Annotated in this window: 17 protein-coding genes; 13 read left to right on the top strand and 4 right to left on the bottom strand. The window is 73.8% G+C overall.

Annotation, left to right across the window (positions count from 1 at the left end):
* The first annotated feature begins 113 nt into the window (after window positions 1-113).
* Together F7P10_RS10950 and F7P10_RS10945 are read left to right on the top strand one after the other, a co-directional pair.
* Window positions 114-650, top strand: coding sequence for a hypothetical protein (locus F7P10_RS10950; RefSeq protein WP_151009250.1), 537 nt, complete (start codon window positions 114-116; stop codon window positions 648-650).
* Window positions 651-661: 11 nt separating this feature from the next.
* Window positions 662-859 (top strand): helix-turn-helix domain-containing protein, encoded by a 198-nt coding sequence (locus tag F7P10_RS10945; RefSeq protein ID WP_151017963.1) that lies wholly within the window; start codon window positions 662-664, stop codon window positions 857-859.
* A gap of 158 nt (window positions 860-1,017) precedes the next feature.
* Here the strand turns inward: F7P10_RS10945 and F7P10_RS45405 are convergent, their stop codons facing one another.
* The 3 genes from F7P10_RS45405 to F7P10_RS10930 form a co-directional block, all read right to left on the bottom strand.
* Entirely contained in the window at window positions 1,018-2,373 is a 1,356-nt protein-coding gene (locus F7P10_RS45405) for a tyrosine-type recombinase/integrase (protein WP_151009249.1), read from the bottom strand.
* A 574-nt stretch (window positions 2,374-2,947) separates the two neighbouring features.
* Window positions 2,948-3,877, bottom strand: coding sequence for a PaaX family transcriptional regulator C-terminal domain-containing protein (locus tag F7P10_RS10935; protein ID WP_151009248.1), 930 nt, complete (start codon window positions 3,875-3,877; stop codon window positions 2,948-2,950).
* On the bottom strand, window positions 3,874-5,076 hold the full coding sequence (locus F7P10_RS10930) for a cytochrome P450 (RefSeq protein WP_151009247.1): 1,203 nt from the start codon (window positions 5,074-5,076) through the stop codon (window positions 3,874-3,876). The genes F7P10_RS10935 and F7P10_RS10930 overlap by 4 nt, the downstream gene beginning before the upstream one ends.
* A 224-nt stretch (window positions 5,077-5,300) precedes the next feature.
* On the opposite strand from F7P10_RS10930, the gene F7P10_RS10925 reads away from it, so the two are divergent.
* The 11 genes from F7P10_RS10925 (at window position 5,301) to F7P10_RS10875 (ending at window position 17,153) form a co-directional block, all read left to right on the top strand.
* Window positions 5,301-6,842 carry an ABC transporter substrate-binding protein gene (locus tag F7P10_RS10925; RefSeq protein WP_151009246.1) on the top strand — a complete coding sequence of 514 codons (1,542 nt, stop codon included), beginning with the start codon at window positions 5,301-5,303 and terminating at the stop codon, window positions 6,840-6,842.
* A complete protein-coding gene (locus F7P10_RS10920; RefSeq protein ID WP_151009245.1) occupies window positions 6,839-7,789 on the top strand; it encodes an ABC transporter permease in 951 nt (316 codons plus the stop codon). The genes F7P10_RS10925 and F7P10_RS10920 overlap by 4 nt, the downstream gene beginning before the upstream one ends.
* Entirely contained in the window at window positions 7,786-8,661 is an 876-nt protein-coding gene (locus tag F7P10_RS10915) for an ABC transporter permease (protein ID WP_151009244.1), read from the top strand. The genes F7P10_RS10920 and F7P10_RS10915 overlap by 4 nt, the downstream gene beginning before the upstream one ends.
* The gene (locus F7P10_RS10910; protein WP_151009243.1) at window positions 8,658-9,659 is read left to right on the top strand and encodes an ABC transporter ATP-binding protein; all 1,002 of its coding nucleotides are present in this window, start codon (window positions 8,658-8,660) and stop codon (window positions 9,657-9,659) included. The genes F7P10_RS10915 and F7P10_RS10910 overlap by 4 nt, the downstream gene beginning before the upstream one ends.
* Entirely contained in the window at window positions 9,656-10,612 is a 957-nt protein-coding gene (locus F7P10_RS10905) for an ABC transporter ATP-binding protein (RefSeq protein WP_151009242.1), read from the top strand. Before F7P10_RS10910 ends, F7P10_RS10905 begins: the two co-directional genes overlap by 4 nt.
* Entirely contained in the window at window positions 10,609-12,018 is a 1,410-nt protein-coding gene (locus tag F7P10_RS10900) for an MmgE/PrpD family protein (protein ID WP_151009241.1), read from the top strand. Before F7P10_RS10905 ends, F7P10_RS10900 begins: the two co-directional genes overlap by 4 nt.
* The gene (locus tag F7P10_RS10895; protein ID WP_151009240.1) at window positions 12,015-13,121 is read left to right on the top strand and encodes a CapA family protein; all 1,107 of its coding nucleotides are present in this window, start codon (window positions 12,015-12,017) and stop codon (window positions 13,119-13,121) included. The genes F7P10_RS10900 and F7P10_RS10895 overlap by 4 nt, the downstream gene beginning before the upstream one ends.
* Window positions 13,122-13,165: 44 nt before the next feature.
* Window positions 13,166-14,071 (top strand): PaaX family transcriptional regulator C-terminal domain-containing protein, encoded by a 906-nt coding sequence (locus tag F7P10_RS10890; protein WP_151009239.1) that lies wholly within the window; start codon window positions 13,166-13,168, stop codon window positions 14,069-14,071.
* A 193-nt stretch (window positions 14,072-14,264) separates the two neighbouring features.
* A complete protein-coding gene (locus tag F7P10_RS10885; RefSeq protein ID WP_151009238.1) occupies window positions 14,265-15,128 on the top strand; it encodes a p-hydroxycinnamoyl CoA hydratase/lyase in 864 nt (287 codons plus the stop codon).
* A 25-nt stretch (window positions 15,129-15,153) separates the two neighbouring features.
* Entirely contained in the window at window positions 15,154-16,647 is a 1,494-nt protein-coding gene (locus F7P10_RS10880) for a long-chain fatty acid--CoA ligase (protein WP_151009237.1), read from the top strand.
* 53 nt (window positions 16,648-16,700) lie between these two features.
* A complete protein-coding gene (locus tag F7P10_RS10875) occupies window positions 16,701-17,153 on the top strand; it encodes a MarR family winged helix-turn-helix transcriptional regulator (RefSeq protein ID WP_151009236.1) in 453 nt (150 codons plus the stop codon).
* On the opposite strand, the gene F7P10_RS10870 is transcribed toward F7P10_RS10875, so the two are convergent.
* Window positions 17,154-19,871, bottom strand: coding sequence for a LuxR family transcriptional regulator (locus F7P10_RS10870; RefSeq protein WP_151009235.1), 2,718 nt, complete (start codon window positions 19,869-19,871; stop codon window positions 17,154-17,156).
* Window positions 19,872-19,893: the final 22 nt, after the last annotated feature.

The raw sequence follows: 19,893 nt of genomic DNA, 5'->3' as shown, positions 1-19,893 counted from the left end.
CGTCATGAAGCGGCAGAGCGTCTGCCCTGTCGCTGCTCAACAGAAAGGACGGGCCATGTCCATGAACGACTCAGGCCCTCCGAGGGAGGGTCTGCACCTCTAGGAGTGCACCCATGACCGGTGACCGTGTCCAGTCTGGACGTGACGGCCAGACTGACCACGAGACCGAGCAGTATGCCCAGGATCTCCAAGACGCCATCCGCTCGCTGAAGCGGGCCGTCAGCCAACCGCGCGGCATTGCCGGGCCGGTGACCGTCAACGCGGTCTTGGACGCCGTCCATGCGGCCGCGACCGGCTTCGACCAACTCCTGCTCCAAATCGAACGCTGCCTTACGCGCCAGCACATGGATGGGCACCTCGCGCATGACCAAGGCGCGAGTCTGGACGAAGCACTCGACGCCTTCGGCCAGGCCGTCCTTCACGCGCGTAACCAAGGCGCGGGATGCGGTGAAGCCGTCAACCAGGCGCGGAGCGCGATTAGCGGTGTCCAGAGCAGGGATCAGCCGTTCGCGACCAGCGCACCAACGTCCCGCGACACTGCGGCCGGACCGGCTCCTGCGGCCCCAACCCAACGGGCCGAGCAACGTGTGAAGGACGAAAGCAAAGGGCTACGGGCGAGATGGTTCGGCAACTCCCGGAGAGGGGCCTGAGCGTGAACGAGATGAGCCATGACGAGCTGCTCGCCCTCCCCACCACGATCAGCGTCGAGACCGCCGCCCGTGCCATCGGGCTTGGACGGACGCGTGCCTATGAGCTGGCGAGGCGTGGGGAGTTCCCCTGCAAGGTGGTCCGGATCGGGACCAGATACCGCGTCGTGACGGTCGACCTTCGCAGGCTCCTGGGCATCGAGCCGAGTTAGCGGGTCGCCGACCCATCCCGACGAGGGTCCGGCTCTTCCGTGGAGAGCCGGACCTTCGCTGCGACTGACATCGAGCCTGTAGCCGCTCAGGCGACGGGTGTTACCTGTTCTCGATGGTGAAGGGAGGCGGGGTGCCTAGGCAGGCTTCGTAGCCAGCATCAGACGGCCCTGATCGTGCCGTTGGGGTTGGAGCGGTTGCGGATCTTGTCGAAGGCGTCGAGCGTGCTGTCGTCTTCGTCGGGGAGGGTGTGCAGGTACTTCTCGGTTGTGATGATGCTGGCGTGGCCGAGGCGTTCCTTGACGGCCTGGAGGTCGGCGCCGCCGGCCAGGAGCCATGACGCATGGGCGTGGCGGAGGTCGTGGGGGCGGACGTGGACCCGGAGGTCGGCGGCCTCGATGGCGGGCTTCCAGATGCGTTCGCGGAACCAACTGCGGGGGAAGTGGCCGTCGGTGTTGATGGTGCGGCGGCGTCTGGGGGAGTCCTTGCCCGCTTCACGGCGGCGGGCCCGGTAGTCGGCGTAGACGTCCTTGCAGTGTCGGCAGCGGCATATGCCTGCGGAGTAGCCGCTGAGGGTGCCGTGACGGTATCGCCGGTCGGGCTCGATGAAGCCGAGGGTTTCGGGGTCGGCGAGGACTCGCAGACGAGGTGACTGCGGGTACTCGTCGGGGTGGAGGAAGAAGATCAGGTCGTCAGGTTGGCGGTGTTTGGCGGCTATGTAGGCGGCGAGTTTCTCGCTGATCTGCTTGCTGAGTTTGAGGCTGCGGTGCTCTCGGTCCTTGGGGTAGCCCTTCACCAGGAAGCGGCCGCCTTCGGGATGGTGCTTGGGGCTCAGTTCGATGACGACGCGGCTCACGGTGAGCATGCGGGTGGGGAAGTCGATGTCCTTGGGGCGCAGCTCGGTGATCTCGCCCCAGCGGAGGCCGGTCTCGATCTTGAGTTCGGCGAAGAGTTGCATGCGTGGGTCGGGAAGTGCTGCGTAGAGGGCGTCGAACTGCTCGGGGGTGATGATGACGCGCTTCTTCTTGGGGACGGGCGGCGTCTTCACGCCCTTGCACGGGTGCAGGACGATGACCAGGTCGTTCAGTGCCGTGGTGAAGATGGCGCTGAGGACGGTCATGCAGTACCGGATGGTGGGTGGCTTGACGCCCTCGGACTGGAGGTGGGTGACCCACTCGCGGACGTCGATGGGAAGGATGTCGATCATCCGCATGTCGCCGAACCAGGGCATGATGTGGCGGTTGATCTCGCAGTCGTAGTTCTCCCTGGTGCGGAGTTCGATCACGTGGTTGGGAAACCAGGTGTCCTCGACGTAGTGGCGGAACCGCTGGCGGCCCTTGCCGGGATCGGGTAGGCGTTGGAGATGGATCTTGGCGAGAGCGGTCTGCCATGCCTTGTCGGCTTGGGCCTCGGTGGCGAAGGTTCCGGCGTGCCGGATGCGTCCGCGAACGTCGCGGTACACGGCGGCATAGCGGACCGTGCCGTCCTTGGCGACTCGGGGGCGGCTGAATCCCATGGGGCTCCTCGACGGTGATCGTTTGCCACCGAAATGCCACCGGAACCTTGTATTCGATCTTGATATCCGGTGACACCGGGTGGCATTGCCATCGCCTCTCACCTGGGAGTTTACCTTCAAGTTGATGATCTAAGGCTTAATTGAGTGGAGTTGATCCTGTTCGCATCGAGGGGGTCAGGGGTTCAAATCCCCTCAGCTCCACCAAGGAACACCAGGTCAGAGGCCGGTTCGGGAGAGATCCCGAACCGGCTTTCGGTCGTTTGCGCAGGATCCTCGGATGTTCGATCTGACTGACGAGTTCCTCGAGCCCGTGCCGGGGAGCATTCGCTACTGGCCGGCCGATCTCGACCATCCCGTCGCCGGTAGCTGGGACATCGTGATTCCCCTGGAGCCCTTCTCCGCCGATGACGAGTACGAGCCCGCGGGCTTCCGAGCCGGCGGGGGCCGGCCCGAACTCGTCCGGACGGAGATCATGTTGGACTTCATCCGGTTGCCGGCGGTTGAGCCGTCGGCGTTGAGTCGGCGGACGTTCACGTTTTCGAACCGGGCCGGCTCTGCTCGGGGGAGAGACGGCCTAGCGCGGGCGGGGGATGCGGTCGGTGAGCGCGGCGAAGCCGTCGCCGATGGTGTAGTGGCGCGGCGGGGGCGTGTCCGGGGACGTGTGGGGGGCGACGAGCTGGGCGCAGCGGAACTCGGCGAGGGGGCCGAGGCGGTCGTAGAGTTCGGCGAAGATCTCGTGGGCCCGGGCGCGGGGCCAGTCGGGCGGGAGGACCTCGGAGGGGAGGCCCGGGTCGCGGCGGTAGAGGCCCCGCCAGTGGTCGGTCATCCGGACCCGGAGGCCGAACGCCTCGTCGGGGCTCACCTCGCCCCGGCGGGCGCGGTCGATGACGGGACGGTGCGCGGCGATGAAGTCCTCGTAGTCGCCGCGGATCTCGGTCATCGGCCAGGTCGTGAGGGTGTCGAGGACGCCGCCGGTGACCGGGTGGACGACGGTTCCGTGCACGACCACGACGGGGACGTCGGATGCGGCGGCGAGTTCGACGGCCGCGTCCCGGTGGGTCGAGGGCGCGATCCAGACGGAGTCGGAGAGCATGCCGAAGCCGAGCGCGCGCAGCCGGGTGCGCAGGGAGCGGCGGGCGGCCTGGTCGGTGGTGGCGGCGACCGTCACCAGGATCCACGTGCCGTCCCAGCCGGGTTCCGCGCTGTCGGCGCCGAAGGTCATCATCCTCGGCAGGCCCGCGACGCCGCCCGCGACCACCGCTTGGGAGAGGTGGTAGCGGCTGGTCCGGCCGTGCCGCGTCCGGATCAGGACCTCGCGCCGGACGAGCCGGTTGATCGCCACGCGGGCGCCGTCCGGGGTGGTGCCGCAGGCCTGAAGGAGGGCGACGAGCGCGGCGCCGGGGATCGGCGCGGTCGAGCCGGGCCAGAAGTCGCCGAGGATGCTGAGCAGGAGGTGCTGCGGGTTGGGGCCCGCTTGGCGGCGGGGGAGGTCGACCTCGCTCACCGGGCGGTCACCCGCAGCGGGACGGCCTGGGCGCCGACCTCGGGCATCCGGGTGGTCTCGATGGGGCCGTCGAGTTCGATGCGGGAGGTCTGGGCGAGGAGCTGCTCCAGGCCGACGCGCATGCTCAGCCGGGCCAGGGACATCCCGACGCAGCGGTGCCGGCCGCGGCCGAAGCCCAGGTGGCGCATGATGTCGGGCCGGTCGAGGACGAACTCGTCGGGTTCGGCGAACACGCGTTCGTCGCGGTTGGCGGACGCGTAGACGAGGGTGACGGGTTCGCCGGGGGCGATCGTGCGGCCGTGCAGGGTGACCGGTTCGGCGACCGTGCGGGCGAATCCCCGGTACGGGGTGTAGAGCCGGACGAACTCCTCGACGGCCGCGGGCAGCAGCGAGGCGTCGGCGCGGAGGCGGTCCTGGAGGCCGGGGTCGCGGGCGAGGTGGACGCAGATGCCGCCGAAGAGGATCGGGGGGGCGACCATGCCGACGACGAGGGACTGGCGGAGCGCGCCGACGATCAGTTCGTCGGGGAGCGGGGCCCCGTCGGCGATCTCGCCGAGCAGGGAGCTGGCCGGGTCCTCCTCGGGGTCGCGGGGGTGCTCGCGGCGGTCGGCGACGAGGGCGCGGGCCATGTCGTAGAGCCGCTCGCTGCGGGCGGTGACGACCTCGGCGTCCTGGCGGCGCCAGGCGTCCACCCATTCGGTGGCGTGGTCGGCGAGGACGGGGACCTGGTCGTCGTCCAGGTTCAGCCATTCGGCGGCCGTGTAGGCGGGGTAGATGGTGCCGAAGGTGCGGCAGATGTCGCCGCCCGCGGCGACGTAGCGGGCCATCTCGCGGCGGGCGTGCTCGGTGAGCCGGGGTTCGAGGCGTTCGAGGCGGGTGCGGTGAAGGGTGCGGTCGAGGGCGCGGCGGAACGGCGTGTGCGCGGGGGCGTCGAAGTTCAGCGGGGGGCGGCGGATGCCGCGGGGGTCGCTGGGGACCACGGCCTTCACCGAGGAGATGAACAGGTCGGAGTCGCGGGCGGCGCGTTCCACGTCGTCGTGGCGGGTCAGCGCCCAGAAGCCGCCGTACTCGCCGGAGCGGGCGACGGGGCACCGCGCTCTCAGGTCGCGGTAGGTGTCGTGGGGGCTGTCGAACGTCTCCGGGGCCCGCGCGTCGAAGTCGTCCGGTGGTGCCTGATCGGCTCGGTCCCGTCCCGCCATGCGAGGTTCCCCCTCTGTCGCCGGTGACCCAGACAGTATTCGGTCATGGAAGACCTGTTTCTGTTCGGCTAGGTAGCCGTGGACATCGCGGTGTGCCGACGTCTCCAGGGTCGATGTCGTGGAGTTGGTGCGAGAAAAGGCTACATCACTATTGACGGGCGACACGAGAGCGGTGTTAATCTCGCCGGGCGTCCGTCGGGACGCAGGTCACAAGGGAGGGGCGCATGCGGAGACGACGCCGGGCGCTCGCCGCGCTCGCCGCCGCGGTCGCGCTGGCGGTGAGCGGGTGCAGCGGCGTGGCGGGCGGAGCGCCGCCGGGCGCCGGCGGCGAGGCGCGGATCGTGCTCGGCGTCGAGGCCGTCCGCGGGCTCGATCCGGCCGGGCTGTTCAACCTGACGCCGTCCGGCGACGCCAACCGGATGGCGGCGATCTACGACCTGCTGTTCTCGCTCGACTCCTCGACGGGCGAGGTCCGCCCGCGGCTCGGCCGGTCGCTGACCGCGAACGAGCGGGGCGACGAGTGGCGGATGGTCCTGCGGCCGGGGGTGCGGTTCACCGACGGCACTCCGCTGGACGCGGCGGCGGTCAAGTTCAACTACGACCGGATCAAGGACCCGGCGACGGCCTCGCCGCTGGCCGACCTGCTCGACGGCGTCACCGTCCGGACGGACGGCGAGTACGGGCTCGTGCTCAGCCTGGCGGAGCCGAACCGCGCGTTCGACCGGATCGTCGCGACGAGCCTGGCGTTCATCGCGTCGCCGACCGCGATCCGCACCGACCCCGACTTCGCGAACAACCCCGTCGGGGCGGGGCCGTTCAAGCTGGACGAGTGGGTCCGCGACTACCGGATGACGCTGGTGCGCAACGAGGACTACTGGCAGCCGGACCGGCCGTACCTGGCGAAGGTCACCTTCCTGCCGCTGCGGGACCCGCTGCAGCGCGTCAACATGGTCGCCACCGGGCAGGCCGACGCGGCCGTGCCGGGGTCCGAGCTGTCGTACATGAAGTTCGCCCGGTCCGACGGGCTGGAGGTCGCCTCGGCGGAGGCGGGCGGCGGCGTGATGCTGATGCTCAACACGGAGCGGCCGCCGTTCGACGACGTCCGCGCCCGGCGAGCCGTCCGGCTCGCCCTGGACGTGGACGACATGGCCTCGGTGATCGACCCCGGTGCGAGCGCGCCGTCCGGCCTGTACGGGCCGTCGTCGCCGTACCGCACGGGGGCCGCCCGCCCCGCGCACGACCCGGCGGGGGCGCAGCGGCTGTTCGACGAGCTGGCCGCGGAGGGCGAGCCGGTCGAGTTCACCGCGTCCGTCGCCACCAGCGGGTTCTTCGTGCGGACGGCCGAGTACCTGCAGAGCAGGCTCGGGCAGTACGACGGGGTGCGGGTGGAGATCGAGACGCTGGACAACGCGACGATCGACCAGAAGGTGTTCAGCCAGCGCGACTTCCAGATGTCGGCGCAGATCGTGCACCTCAGCGACCCCGAGCCGAACCTGTCCAAACTGCTGGCCCGCGACGGCCAGACCAACTACATGGGCTTCGCCGATCCGGAGATGGACCGGGCGCTCGAGGACGGCCGGACGGCCGCGTCCGAGGAGGAGCGGCGGCGGGCCTACGCGACCGTCGAGAAGATCGTGGCCGAGGAGGTTCCGGTGCTGTCGGTGCGAAACCAGCAGCCGTACACCGTGCACTCGCCCGACCTGCGGGGTCTCACCCTCCAGGGGGACGGGTCGCTGCTCTACGACCGCCTGCGGGTGACCGGATGAGCGCGCTGCTGGCGTCCGCGGGCCGCCGCGCGGCGCACCTGGTGGTGGTCCTGCTGCTGGTCACGGCCGCGGCGACCGCGCTGATCGGCCTGATGCCCGGCGATCCGGCGATCACGATCCTCGGCCCGACCGCGACGCCCGAGCAGATCGCCGCGTTCAACGCCGCGCACGGCTACGACCGGTCGCTGCCGGCCCAGTACTGGCAGTGGCTCTCGGGCGCGGTCACCGGAGACCTCGGCGACTCGATCCACAGCGAGCGGCCGGTCACGGCGACGCTGCTGGAGCGGCTGCCGGTGACGCTGGAGCTGACCGTGCTCGCGCTGCTGCTGTCACTGGCCGCGGCGGTGCCGCTCGCGGTCGTCGCGGCGGCGCGGGCGGGCGGCGCGCTCGACCGGGTGCTGTCGAAGGCGGCGTCCGGGCTGCTGGCCGTGCCGATCTTCGTGCTCGGCGTCCTGCTGGTCTACGTCTTCGCGGTCACGACCGGCTGGTTCCCGGTGGCCGGATGGGCTCCGCTGTCGGCGGGGCTCGGCGCCAACCTGCACTACGTCGTGCTTCCGGTGCTGGCCCTGGCGCTGGCCGAGTTCCCGGCGTTCTACCGGCTCGTGCGCGGCGACGTCATCAGCACCCTGCGGGCCGACTTCGTCCGGACGGCCACGGTGCGGGGCCTGCCCCGCCGGTACGTCCTGCTGCGGCACGTGCTGCGACCGTCGTCGCTGCCGCTGGTCACCGTCGCGGCCGTGACCTTCGGGCGGCTGCTGGCCGGGTCGATCGTCGTGGAGAGCCTGTTCGGGCTGCCCGGTCTGGGCGGTCTCGCCCTGCAGGCGGTGCCGTCCAAGGACATCCCGGTGATCCAGGGGATCGTGGTGCTCGTCGCGGTCGTCTACGTGCTGATCAACGCGCTGGTCGACATGTCCTACGCGGTTCTCGATCCAAGGATGCGCTCATGACCGCACTCTCCGACGCCCCGGCCGCCGCCGAACCGAAGGGTGCGCGGCCGGCGGGCCGCTCCCGCCGGGGCCTGATCGCCTACCGGATCGCGCTGGGCTGGATCGTCCTGCTGGTGGTGCTGGGCGCGGCCGCCGGGCTGATCGCCCCCTACGACCCGACGGCCCCGGCGGGCCCGGCCCGGCTGGCCCCGTTCAGCGACTTCGGCCACCTGCTCGGGACCGACGGCGTGGGACGGGACGTGCTGTCCCGGCTGCTGCACGGGATCCGGATCTCGCTCGCGGTCGGGGTGGGCGCGACGGCCGTCGCGGCGGTCGCCGGGGTGCTGCTCGGGCTGGTCGCGGCCTACCACCGCGGCTGGATCGAGGCGGTGATCAAGGTGGCGACCGACACGGTGCTGTCCTTCCCGCCGCTGCTGGTCCTGCTGGCGCTGGCGGCGGTGATCGACCCGGGCGTGCCGACCCTGACGCTGAGCCTGGGGCTGCTGTTCACGCCGCCGTTCGCCCGGCTGACCCGGTCGGCCGCGCTCGCCCAGATGAAGATCGACTACGTGGCGGCGGCCCGGTCGCTGGGCGCGGGCGCGTCCCGGATCATCTTCCGCGAGCTGCTGCCGAACAGCGTCCGGCCGGTGATCTCCTACTCGGTCGTCGTGGTGGCGCTGGTGATCGTCATCGAGGGGTCGCTGAGCTTCCTCGGCGTCGGCATCCCGCCGCCCGCCCCGAGCTGGGGCTCGATGATCGCGTCGGCCAAGGACCAGATCAGCCTCGCGCCGCACCTCATGGTGCCGCCCGCGCTGATGATCGTGGCCACGGTGCTGGCCTTCAACACGGTCGGCGACCACCTGCGCGACCGCGTCTCCGGGAGTGCCGAATGAAGACCGAGACCGAGACCGAAGCCGGGAGCACGCCCGTGCTGAGCGTGCGGGACGCCCGCTGCGTCATCCCGCACGCGCGCGGCGACATCGTCGCGCTCGGCGGCGTCGACCTGACCCTCGCCGAGGGCGAGGTGCTCGGGCTGGTGGGGGAGTCCGGGTCGGGCAAGTCGACGCTGGCGAAGTTCGTGATCGGCGCCCCGCCGCCGGGCTCCCGGACGTCCGGCCGGGTCGCGCTGAACGGCGTGGACCTGGACGGCGTGCGCCCCGAACGCGCGCGGCTGCTGCGGGGCCGGCACATCGGCACCGTGTTCCAGGACCCGATGATGGCGCTCAACCCGGTGGTGCCGATCGGCCGGCAGATCAGCGAGGGGCCGCGGTTCCTCCTCGGGATGTCCGCCCGGGACCGCCGCGACCTGGCCGTGGAGCTGCTGGCGCAGGTCGGCATCCCCGAACCGGAGCGCAGGCTCAAGCACTACCCGCACCAGTTCTCCGGCGGCATGCGGCAGCGCATCACGATCGCGATGGCGCTGTCGTGCTCGCCGGACGTCCTGATCGCCGACGAGGCGACGACGGCGCTGGACGTCACGGTGCAGCGGCAGATCCTGGACCTGCTGGCCGACCTGGTCTCCCGGCGCTCGCTGGCGATGGTGCTGGTCGGCCACGACCTGTCGGTGATCGCGGGACGGACGCACACGACCGCGGTGATGTACGGGGGACGGATCGTCGAGCACGGGCCGACCGAACGGGTCTTCGCGGCGCCCCGGCACCCCTACACGCGGTCGCTGCTGGCGGCCGTCCCCCGGCCGGACGACGGGTCGCGGGCCCGGATGACGACCATTCCCGGGGCGCCGCCGGATCTCGCCGCGCTCGGGCCGGGGTGCGCGTTCGCGCCCCGGTGCGCGCTCGCGACCGACGAGTGCCGGGACGGCGTCCCCGCACCGCGCGGCGGCTCGCACTGGGCACGCTGCGTCCACCTCGACGAACGGGCGGCATCATGACGGTTCTGGAGGTCGACGGCCTCGCCAAGCGGTACCGGGTTCGGGGCGGCGTGGTGAACGCGGTCCGCGACGTGTCGTTCAACGTGGCCGAGGGCCGGACGCTCGCGCTGGTCGGCGAGTCGGGGTGCGGCAAGTCCACGACCGGACGGGCGCTGCTGGGCATCCCGGAGCCGGACGCGGGCTCGATCCGCGTCGACGGCGTCGACCTGACGGCAGCGTCCCGGCGGGACGCCGCGGCCGCGCGCCGGCACGTCCAGATGATCTTCCAGGACGCGCGGTCGTCCCTCAACCCGCGGCGCCGGGTCCGGGATCTGGTCGCGGAGGGGCTGGTCATCTCGGGGGTGCCGCGCGCGGAGATCGGCCCGCGGGTCGAGGCGATGCTGGACGCGGTGGGGCTGGACCCGGCGCGGGTGGCCGACCGGCGGGCGGCGGAGTTCTCCGGCGGGCAGTGCCAGCGGATCGCGATCGCGCGCGCGATGGTGATGCGGCCGAAGATCCTCGTGTGCGACGAGCCGGTGGCCTCGCTGGACGTGTCGGTGCAGGCGCAGGTCGTCAACCTGATCCAGGACATGAAGCGGGACCACGGGCTGGCGCTGCTGTTCATCTCGCACGACCTGTCCGTGGTGCGGACCATCAGCGACAGCGTCGCGGTCATGTATCTGGGTCGGATCGTGGAGATCGGCGAGGTCGAGGGGATCTACTCCCGCCCGTCGCACCCCTACACGAAGGCGCTGCTGGACTCGATCCCGGTGCCGGACCCCGGACGTCCGTCCCGCGGCGACGCGCTCGGCGGCGAACCGCCCTCGCCGATGGACCCGCCCGGCGGCTGCGCGTTCCGGACGCGGTGCCCGCTGGCCCGGCGGCGGTGCGCGGACGAGACGCCGCCGCTGCGCCGGACCGCGGACGACCGCCGCGTCGCCTGCCACTTCCCCCTCGGCGAGGAGAGCGGATGACGGGCCTCACCCGGCGGCTCGCCGGCTGGACGGCGTCGCTCCGGTTCGACGCTCTGCCCGGCGAGGTCCTCGACCGCGTCGAGCGGCACCTGCTGGACGCGCTCGCCGCCGGGGTCGTCGGGCACGACCGGCCGTGGACCCGCCGCGTCCTGGCGTACGCGGCGGCGGAGTCCCCGCCCGGACGCGCGACGGTCGTGCTGACCGGGGAGGCGCTGCGGCCCGAGTGGGCGGCGCTGGTCAACGGCACGGCCATGCACGGGTTCGAGATCGACGACTACGCGCTGCCGGGCCTGTCGCACCCGTCCTGCGCGGTCGTCCCGGCCGCGCTGGCGGCGGCGCAGGAGACCGGGGCGGACGGCCGCCGGCTGCTGGCCGCGCTCGCCGCGGGCTACGAGATCACCGTCCGGTTCGGCCGGGCCTGCACGCCGTCGCTGACCTCCGACCGGGGCTTCCACGTGACGAGCGCGCTCGGGGTGTTCGGCGCGGCGGCCGCGGCGGCGAGCCTGCACGGCCTCGGCGGGGACGCGGCGCACGCGGCGTTCGGCATCGCGGCGTCCCTGGCGGGCGGCACGACGGAGTTCACCCGGACGGGCGGGGACGTGAAGCGGCTGCACGGCGGGTTCGCGGCCTCGGCCGGGCTCCGCGCCGTCGCGCTCGCGCGGGCCGGGCTGACCGGTCCCGGCGCCGCCGTGGAGGGCGAGCGCGGCTTCCTCGCCGCGTTCGTCGCCCGGGCGGACCCGGCGCGGCTGGTCGACGACCTGGGTACGGACTGGGCGGTCGGGGACCTCGGCATCAAGCCGTGGTGCGTGTGCGCCGGCCTCCAGGCGCCGCTGGCCGCGCTGGACGAGCTGGCCGGACGGGCGCCGTTCGTCCCGTCCGGCGTGGCGCGGATCGAGGTCGGGCTGGACGGGCCGACGCTCGCGCACGTGGGCCGGCTCGGGCCGCGTCCGGGCGATCTCACCGAGGCCCAGCTCAGCCTGCACCACGCGGTGGCGACGCGGCTGGTGATGGGCGGCAACGACCCCGCCCACTACCGCGCGTTCGAGCAGGGCCGCGAGCCGCCCGAGGTGGCCGAGCTGGGCGGGCGCGTCCGCGGGCATCTCGACGCGGGCGCCGACGCGGTGTTCCCGCGGCGGGTGCTGGCCGAGGTCACCGTCCGCCTGGACGGCGGGCGCGTCCTGTCGACCCGGTGCGAGGCTCCGGGGTCGCCCGGACGTCCGCTGGGTGCGGGCGCGGTCGGGGAGAAGTTCGACCGCCTGGCGGGCCCGGTGCTCGGGGAGCGCGCGGCGCGGCTGGTGGCCGGGCGGGTCGCGGACCTGCGCGCGGGCGCGGGCGCGGACGCACTCCTCGCGCCGATGGCGGCCGGACGCAGCGGGCGGAGCAGCGGACAGACGGGAGAAACATGATCACCTTTACCGCCGTCGGGGACGTCGCCCCGGAACGCGAGGACGTCGATTCCCTTTTCGCGCGCGCGGCCCCGGAGATCCGGGCGGCGGACCTCGCGTTCATGCAGCTGGAGATGACGCTCACGACGCGCGGGCAGCGCGTCCCGCAGGTGCGGCACACCTCGCGGGCCCACCCCCGGGCGGCCGGGGCGTTCCGGCGGGCCGGGTTCGACCTCGTCTCGTGGGCGGGCAACCACGCGCTGGACTGGGGCTTCGAGGGCTTCCGCGACACGATCGAGGCGCTCGACGGGGCCGGGCTGACGACGCTGGGCGCCGGGGAGACGCTGGAGGAGGCGCGCCGCCCGCGCGTCACCGAGGTCGGCGGGGTGCGGGTGGCGGTGCTGGCCTACTGCAGCATCCTGCCCGACTCCTACTGGGCCACCTACAACCGTCCGGGGGTCGTGCCGCTGCGGGCCTTCACCGTCCATGAGCCGATGGAGCCGGACCAGCCGGGGACCCCGCACCGGATGCGGACCTTCCCCCACCCCGAGGACCTCGCCGCCCTGCTCGCCGACATCGCCGCCGCCCGCGAGGTCGCGGACGTCGTCGTCGTGTCGGCGCACTGGGGGATCCACTTCACCCACGCCGAGATCGCGGACTACCAGCGGACCGTCGCGCACGCGGCGATCGACGCGGGCGCGGACCTGATCCTCGGGCACCACGCGCACATCCTCAAGGGGATCGAGGTCTACCGGGGCAAGGCGATCTTCTACAGCATCGGGAACTTCGCCATCGAGCTGCCGATGGACGAGGAGCACGCGAACCGTCCGACGTTCCGGCACCTGCTGTCGCTGCACCCCGGCTGGGAGCCCGACATCGGCGGCATGTACAACTTCCCGCCCGATTCCCGGAAGTCGATGATGGTGCGCTGCGAGATGGACGCCTCGGGCGTCCGCACGGTCGGGTTCCGTCCCGTCCACATCGACCGGACGGCGGTGCCCGAGCCGCTGGCGCCGGACGATCCCCGCTTCGCCGAGGTGGTCGAGTACGTCACGCGGATCAGCGCGGAGCAGTCGCTTCCGGTGCGGCTCGGCGTGGAGGGGGACCTGGTGACGATCGCGTGACGGGCGCCGCGGGCGCGTCCGGCCGGTGGAATATCGTGAGCGCCATGTCCGGGCACACCACGAGGCAGTCCCAGCGCCTGCTGCGCACCCTCTTCGGCGATTACTGGATGGCGGAGGGCGCGCTCGCCCCGGCCGGTGCCGTGGCCGAGATGCTGGGCGACTACGGGGTCTCGGTCCCGGCGGCGCGCGCCGCGCTCCGCCGGTCGGCGCAGAAGGACCTGCTGGCGTCCAGCAGGTCGGGCAGGTCGACGCACTACGGCCTGACCGGCGAGGGACGCCGGACGCTGGCCGAGGTGTGGGACCGGCTCGTCGAGTTCGGCACCGCGCAGGAGTGGGACGGGCGCTGGACGTGCGTCGCGTTCTCCATCCCCGAACAGCAGCGGGACCAGCGTCACCGGCTGCGCGGCCGGCTGCGCTGGCTGGGGTTCGCCCCGCTCTACGACGGGGTGTGGGTGTGCCCGAAGGCCGTGGACGGGCGGCTCCGTGCGGTGCTGGCGGAGCTGGGCGTCGCCGCGGCGACGGTCATCGTCGGCGAGCAGGCCGGCAGCGGCACCGAGTTCGGCCGCGCCCTCGACGCGTGGGACCTGGCGGAGGTGCGCGCCGAGTGCGAGCGGTTCGTCGCCGAGACCGCCGGGATCGAGGAGCGGATGGCGGCGGGGCTGGTCGCCCCGGCCGAGGCGCTGCGGCTGCGCACGCGGCTGATGGTGCGCTGGGTCGGGCTGGTCAACGACGTGCCGGACCTGCCGCCGGAGCTGCTGCCCGCCGACTGGCCGGTCCGGGAGGCCCGGCGGCTGTGGGAGACGGTGTACGACGGGCTGCGGCTGCCCGCGCGGTACCGGGTCCGGCAGATCGTCGCGGCCTACGCGCCCGAGCTCGTCGACGGCGTCGCCGTCCGCGCGGTGGGCGACGCGGTGGACGCGGTCGACGCCGCCTCCGCCCCGTCCTCGTAATCATCAGGAATGCTGCGCGTTATGTCGCGTGAGGATCATCACTAACGCTTGAAATACCAGCACGGATCCCTGCATCCTGGCTGGACTTTCATCAGGCTCCCTGATGGTCTATCCGGAGGTTCGGAGCGGCTTTCCCCGCCGTCGAGCTGGGTGCCGAGTCCGCCGAACACCGTTCTGAACGAGAGGACCGATCATGTCCGCACCCGCCACCGAGCCCGGCACCGCGCAGGAACCGTGGGGCGACACCGTGCTCGTCGACTTCGAGGACGGCATCGCCTGGGTCACGCTGAACCGGCCCGCCAAGCGCAACGCCATGAACCCGGCCCTCAACGACGAGATGGTCCGCACCCTCGACGCGCTGGAGGCCGACCCCCGCTGCCGGGTGCTCGTCCTCACCGGCGCCGGCGAGTCGTTCTCCGCCGGGATGGACCTCAAGGAGTACTTCCGCGAGGTCGACCGGTCCGACGACCCGTCCGTCCAGATCCGGGTCCGCCGGGCCAGCGCCGAGTGGCAGTGGAAGCGGCTCGCGAACTGGTCCAAGCCGACGATCGCGATGGTGAACGGCTGGTGCTTCGGCGGCGCGTTCACCCCGCTGGTGGCCTGCGACCTCGCGATCTCCGACGAGGACGCGCGGTACGGCCTCTCGGAGATCAACTGGGGCATCCCGCCGGGCGGCGTGGTCAGCCGCGCGCTCGCCGCGACCGTCAGCCAGCGCGACGCGCTGTACTTCATCATGACCGGCGAGCCGTTCGACGGGCGCCGCGCCGCCGAGATGCGGCTGGTCAACGAGGCCGTCCCGGCCGCGCGGCTGCGCGAGCGCACCCGCGAGCTGGCGGTCAAGCTCGCCGGCATGAACCCGGTCGTGCTGCGCGCCGCGAAGGTCGGCTTCAAGATGGCCCAGGAGATGCCCTGGGACCTGGCCGAGGACTACCTGTACGCCAAGCTGGAGCAGTCGCAGTTCCTCGACCGCGAGCGCGGCAGGGAGAAGGGCATGGCGCAGTTCCTGGACGACAAGTCCTACCGGCCGGGGCTCTCGGCCTACACCGACAACGGCTGACCCGCCCGCCTGGGGAGGTACGACGATGCGTGACGAGGGACTGGGCTCGTGGCCGGTGCGGCGGGCCCGGATGACCCCGGACCGGGTGGCGCTGGTGCACGGCGGGCGCCGCGACACCTACGCCGTCCTGGCCCGCCGCACCGCCGCCCTCGCGGCCGGGCTGCGCGGGCTCGGGGTGCGGCGCGGCGACCGGGTCGGCTACCTCGGCCCGAACCACCCGGCCTACCTGGAGACGCTGTTCGCGGCGGCGTCGCTCGGGGCGGTGTTCGTGCCGGTCAACGCCCGGTCCGCGGCGCCCGAGCTGGCGCACGTCCTCGCGGACGCCGGGGTGTCGGTCCTCGTGCACACCGCCGCGGCGGGGCCGCTGGTGGACGAGGCGGCGCCGCCGGGGCTGCGCGAGCGCCTCGTGGTGGGGGAGCCCCGCTACGAGGACATGGCGGGCGGGGACGCCGAACCCGCCGACGATCCGGTCGGCCTGGACGACCCCTGCCTGATCATGTACACCTCGGGCAGCACCGGACGGCCGAAGGGGGCCGTGCTCAGTCACGGCAACCTGACGTGGAACTGCGTCAACGTCCTGGTGGAGTCGGACCTGTCCGGCGCCGAGGTCGCGCTGGTGGCCGCCCCGCTCTTCCACACCGCGGCGCTCGGCATGACCTGCCTGCCGACGCTCCTCAAGGGCGGCACCGCCGTGCTGATGGAGTCCTTCGACCCGGCGGCGGCACTCGAGCTGATCGCACGGCACCGCGTCACCCTGCTGTTCGGGGTGCCCACGATGTACGACGCGATCGCCGCCGAGCCGGGCTGGGCGGACGCGGACCTGTCCAGCGTCCGCACGCTGCTGTGCGGCGGGGCCCCGGTCCCGGCCGCGACCATGCGGCGGTACCTGGACCGCGGGCTGGCGTTCGTCCAGGGGTACGGGATGACCGAGACCTCGCCGGGCGTGCTCGTCCTCGACCCGTCGGCGGCGCGGGCGAAGGCCGGGACGGCGGGCGTCCCGTCGTTCTTCACCGACGTGCGGGTGGTCGACCCGTCCGGACGGCCCGTGCCCGAGGGCGAACGGGGCGAGATCGTCGTCCGGGGCCGCAACGTCATGCTCGGCTACTGGAACCGGCCCGCCGCCACCGACGAGGCCCTCGCCGGCGGGTGGATGCACTCCGGGGACGTCGCGACGGTCGACGCGGACGGGTACGTCACCGTCGTCGACCGGATCAAGGACATGATCATCTCGGGTGGGGAGAACGTGTACCCCGCCGAGGTGGAGTCCGCCCTCTACGAGCATCCGGCGGTCGAGCTGTGCACGGTGGTGGGGGCGCCCGACCCGAAATGGGGCGAGGTGCCGCGCGCGATCGTCGTCCTGCGGGCCGGGGCGAGCGCCACGGCCGAGGAGATCCGCGGCCACCTGCGCGAGCGGCTCGCCGGGTACAAGGTGCCGAAGTCCGTCGAGTTCTGGGACGACCTGCCCCGCACCGGGGCCGGGAAGATCCGGAAGGCGGCGGTGCGGGAGCGGCTGCGGTGACGCCGGACGGTTCCCCCGCACGCCATGCCACCGGGGTGCGGGATGATCGGGCGATGGCCGCCCATGACCCGCCCGAGCCTCTCACGCTCTACCTCGTCAAGCGCCTGGAGCTGGTGATCCGCTCGCGGATGGACGAGGCGCTGCGCCCGTACGGCCTGACGACGCCGCAGTTCACCGCGCTGACCGCGCTGCGGCACCGGGACGGTCTGTCGTCGGCGCAGCTCGCACGGCGCTCGTTCGTGACGCCCCAGACGATGAACGAGATGGTGCGCGCGCTGGAGCGGCACGGGCACATCCAGCGGCGCCGCGACCCGGACAACCGGCGCGTCCTGCTGATCAGCCTCACCGAGGCGGGACGGGCGCTGCTGCGGCGCTGCGACCCGGTGGTCGAGGCGATCGAGGACGAGATGATGGGCGCGATCCCCGCCGTCCAGCACCCGCTGTTCCGGCAGAGCCTCGAACTCGGGCACGCCGTCCTCGGCGACCGCGGCCGCGCCGGGGACTGATCATCCGACCTTGCTCGCGGGCAGCTGGGGCTTCAGGTCGCGCAGCTGCCTGCGGGAGGTCAGGCCGAGCTTCCTGAAGATGTTGCGCAGGTGCGCGTCGACCGTGCGGGGGCTGAGGAACAGCTCGCGGGCCGCCTCCTTGGAGGTGGCCCCGTCGGCGACGAGGAGGGCGATCCGGGTCTCCTGCGGGGTGAGCCGCTCCAGCGGGGTGGCGCCGGGACGGGCGGGACGGTCGCCGCAGGCGGCGAGCTCGCGGGCGGCGCGGGCGGCGAACCCGGCGGCGCCGATCGAGGCGAGCGTCTCGTGGGCGCGGCGGAGCTGGGCCCGCGCGTCGCCGCGCCGGGCCTCGCGGCGGAGCCACTCGCCGTAGAGCAGCCGGGTCCGGGCGAGCTGGGGGACGGCGCGGGTGCGCTCCAGCGCGTGGATCGCCTCCCGGAAGAGGTCCTCGGCGCCGGGCCCGGCGGTCAGCAGGGCGCGCGACCGGAGCCCGATGCCGTCGGCCCAGCCGGTGCCGGCCGCGCGGGTCCGTTCGACGAGCAGATCCATGACGGGTTCGGCCAGTTCGGGACGGCCGGCCCGGACGGCGGCCTCCACCACCTCGGACGGGACGAACGCGTGCAGCCCCGGGTCGTCGTGCCGGGCGGCGCGGCGGGCGGAGCGCAGCGCGGTCTCGTACCGGCCCGCGCCGTTGTGCAGGACGGACGTCGCGTGGTCGAGGACCGAGAGCAGCTGCCCGTGCCCGCGGTCGCGCGCCACGCGGGCGGCCGTGCCGGTGAGCCGGTCGAGGCGCTCGCCGTCGCCCCGCCAGGCCGTGAGCACGAGGTCGGCCAGCAGGGGCGCGGTGACGTTCCACGGGTCGGTCGTGGCGCGGGCCTCGGCCACGAGAGCGGCGGCGTCGTCGAACTCGCCCGCGTGGACATGGGCGAGCGCGAGCTGCCGCAGGGCGAGGGGGAGGACGCCGCGCGCGCCCGTCCGGTGCGCGGCGGCGAGCTGCCGTTCGGCGAGGGCCCGCCAGGCGCCGTCGTCCCACAGGTCGGTGGCAGCGCCGCAGGCGAGCCAGGCGGAGAGGTGGTCGCGCCCGTCCGGGGCGGCGAGGAAGGCGTCGACGGCCGTCCGCAGGTGCGGGGCGGCGGCGGCATGGCCGCGGGTCAGCTGCCGGCCGATGGCGTCGAGCAGCAGGTCGGCGGGGTGCCGGCCGGGCTCCCCGCCGGTGGCGGCGCGGGCGGCCCGGGTGAGGGGGTGCTCGCCGAGCCGGCCGGCCACGAGCCCGGCGGCGAGCGCGTCCAGGCACGCTTCGCGGGCTCTCGGACGGTCGTGCGGCGCGAGGTCGCGGGCGGCGGCCAGCAGCGGCGCGACGGCATCGCCGCAGCGCCCGGTCCGCAGGCCGAGCCGGGCCGCCAGCAGGGCGGCGAGCGCCCGCCCGCGCACGTCGAGCGGGCCGGCCGTCGCGGTGGCGAGCAGGCTGGACGCGGTTTCGGGGTTGCCCGCCCCGAGCTGCAGGCGGGCGGCCGTCAGGGCGCGCGCCGCGCGGCGCGCCGGGTCGGGGGTCAGCGCGGCGGCGCGGCCGAGGAACGCGCCCGCCGCGGCCAGGCCGCCGCGCGCGCGGGCCCGCGGGACGGACGCCTCCAGCTCGGCGGCCACGGCCTCGTCCGGCGCGACCACCGACTGCGCGCGGTGCCAGGCGCGGCGGTCGGGGTCGGTGCGGGCGGTCGCCTCGGCGAGCGCGGCGTGCGCGGCCCGGCGGTCGGCGGGGGCCGCGGCCGCGTGCACGGACGAGCGCAGCCGCGGGTGCGCGAACAGGACGCGGGCGCCGAGGTGCAGGAGGCCCGCCTCCTCGGCGGGCGCGGCGGCGTCCGTCCCGATGCCGAGCAGCGCGGCGGCCTTCCACAGCAGCGCGGGATCGCCGAGCGGTTCGGCGGCGGCGAGCAGGAGCAGCCGCCGCGTGCGGGCGGGCAGGGCCCGCGGGTCGAGGTCGGGCGGGGGGCCGGGGGGCGGCGCGTACCCGCCGGTCGGTTCCGTCGCGGCCTCCCGCTGCGCCTCCAGGACGGCCCCGGGGTTGCCGCGCGACTCGTCGACGAGCCGGTCGCGGACGCGTTCGTCCAGGGGCAGGCGGAACCGGGAGCCGAAGAGGGCGGCCGCGTCGTCGCGGCCGAGGCCGTCGAGCCGGTGCGCGGGGAGTCCGGCGAAGTGCCGCAGGCCCGGTTCGTCGCGGCCGGCGAACAGGAAGGCCACGGGCGCGGTGCGCGCGCGGCGCGCGGCGAAGGCCAGGACGCGCGCGGAGTCGGGGTCGAGCGCGTGCGCGTCGTCGACGAGGCAGACGGCCGGGCGCCCGGCGGCCAGCAGCGCGCGGACGGCGAGGCCGAGGCGGGACGGCTCGGGCCGGCGGCCGTCGCGCAGCGCGAAGACCACCTCGACGGCCTCCCGCTGCGGCTCCGGCAGCGTCTCCGCCGCCGCGAGGACGGGCTCGCACAGCTCGTGCAGCGCACCGTACGGGAGCGCGTCGGTGCCGATCCCGCGGGCGCGGAGCCGCCGCGGCCCCGGCACCGCCGCGACCGCCCGCTCCAGCAGCGCCGTCTTGCCGATCCCGGCGTCCCCGCGCAGGACGAGCGCGCCGCCGCGGCCGGTGCGCGCGTCGCGCAGCAGGCTCTCGAGCGCGGCGAGCTCGGGTGCGCGGGAGAGGAATCCGGGCCCGTCGGGGAGCGGGATCCCGTCGGCCATGCGTGATCTCCAAACGACCTTC

Source organism: Actinomadura sp. WMMB 499 (assembly GCF_008824145.1).
Classification (GTDB): Bacteria; Actinomycetota; Actinomycetes; order Streptosporangiales; family Streptosporangiaceae; genus Spirillospora.
The sequence above is the reverse complement of the archived record's forward strand: the minus strand, read 5'-3'. Positions and strand labels throughout refer to the sequence as shown.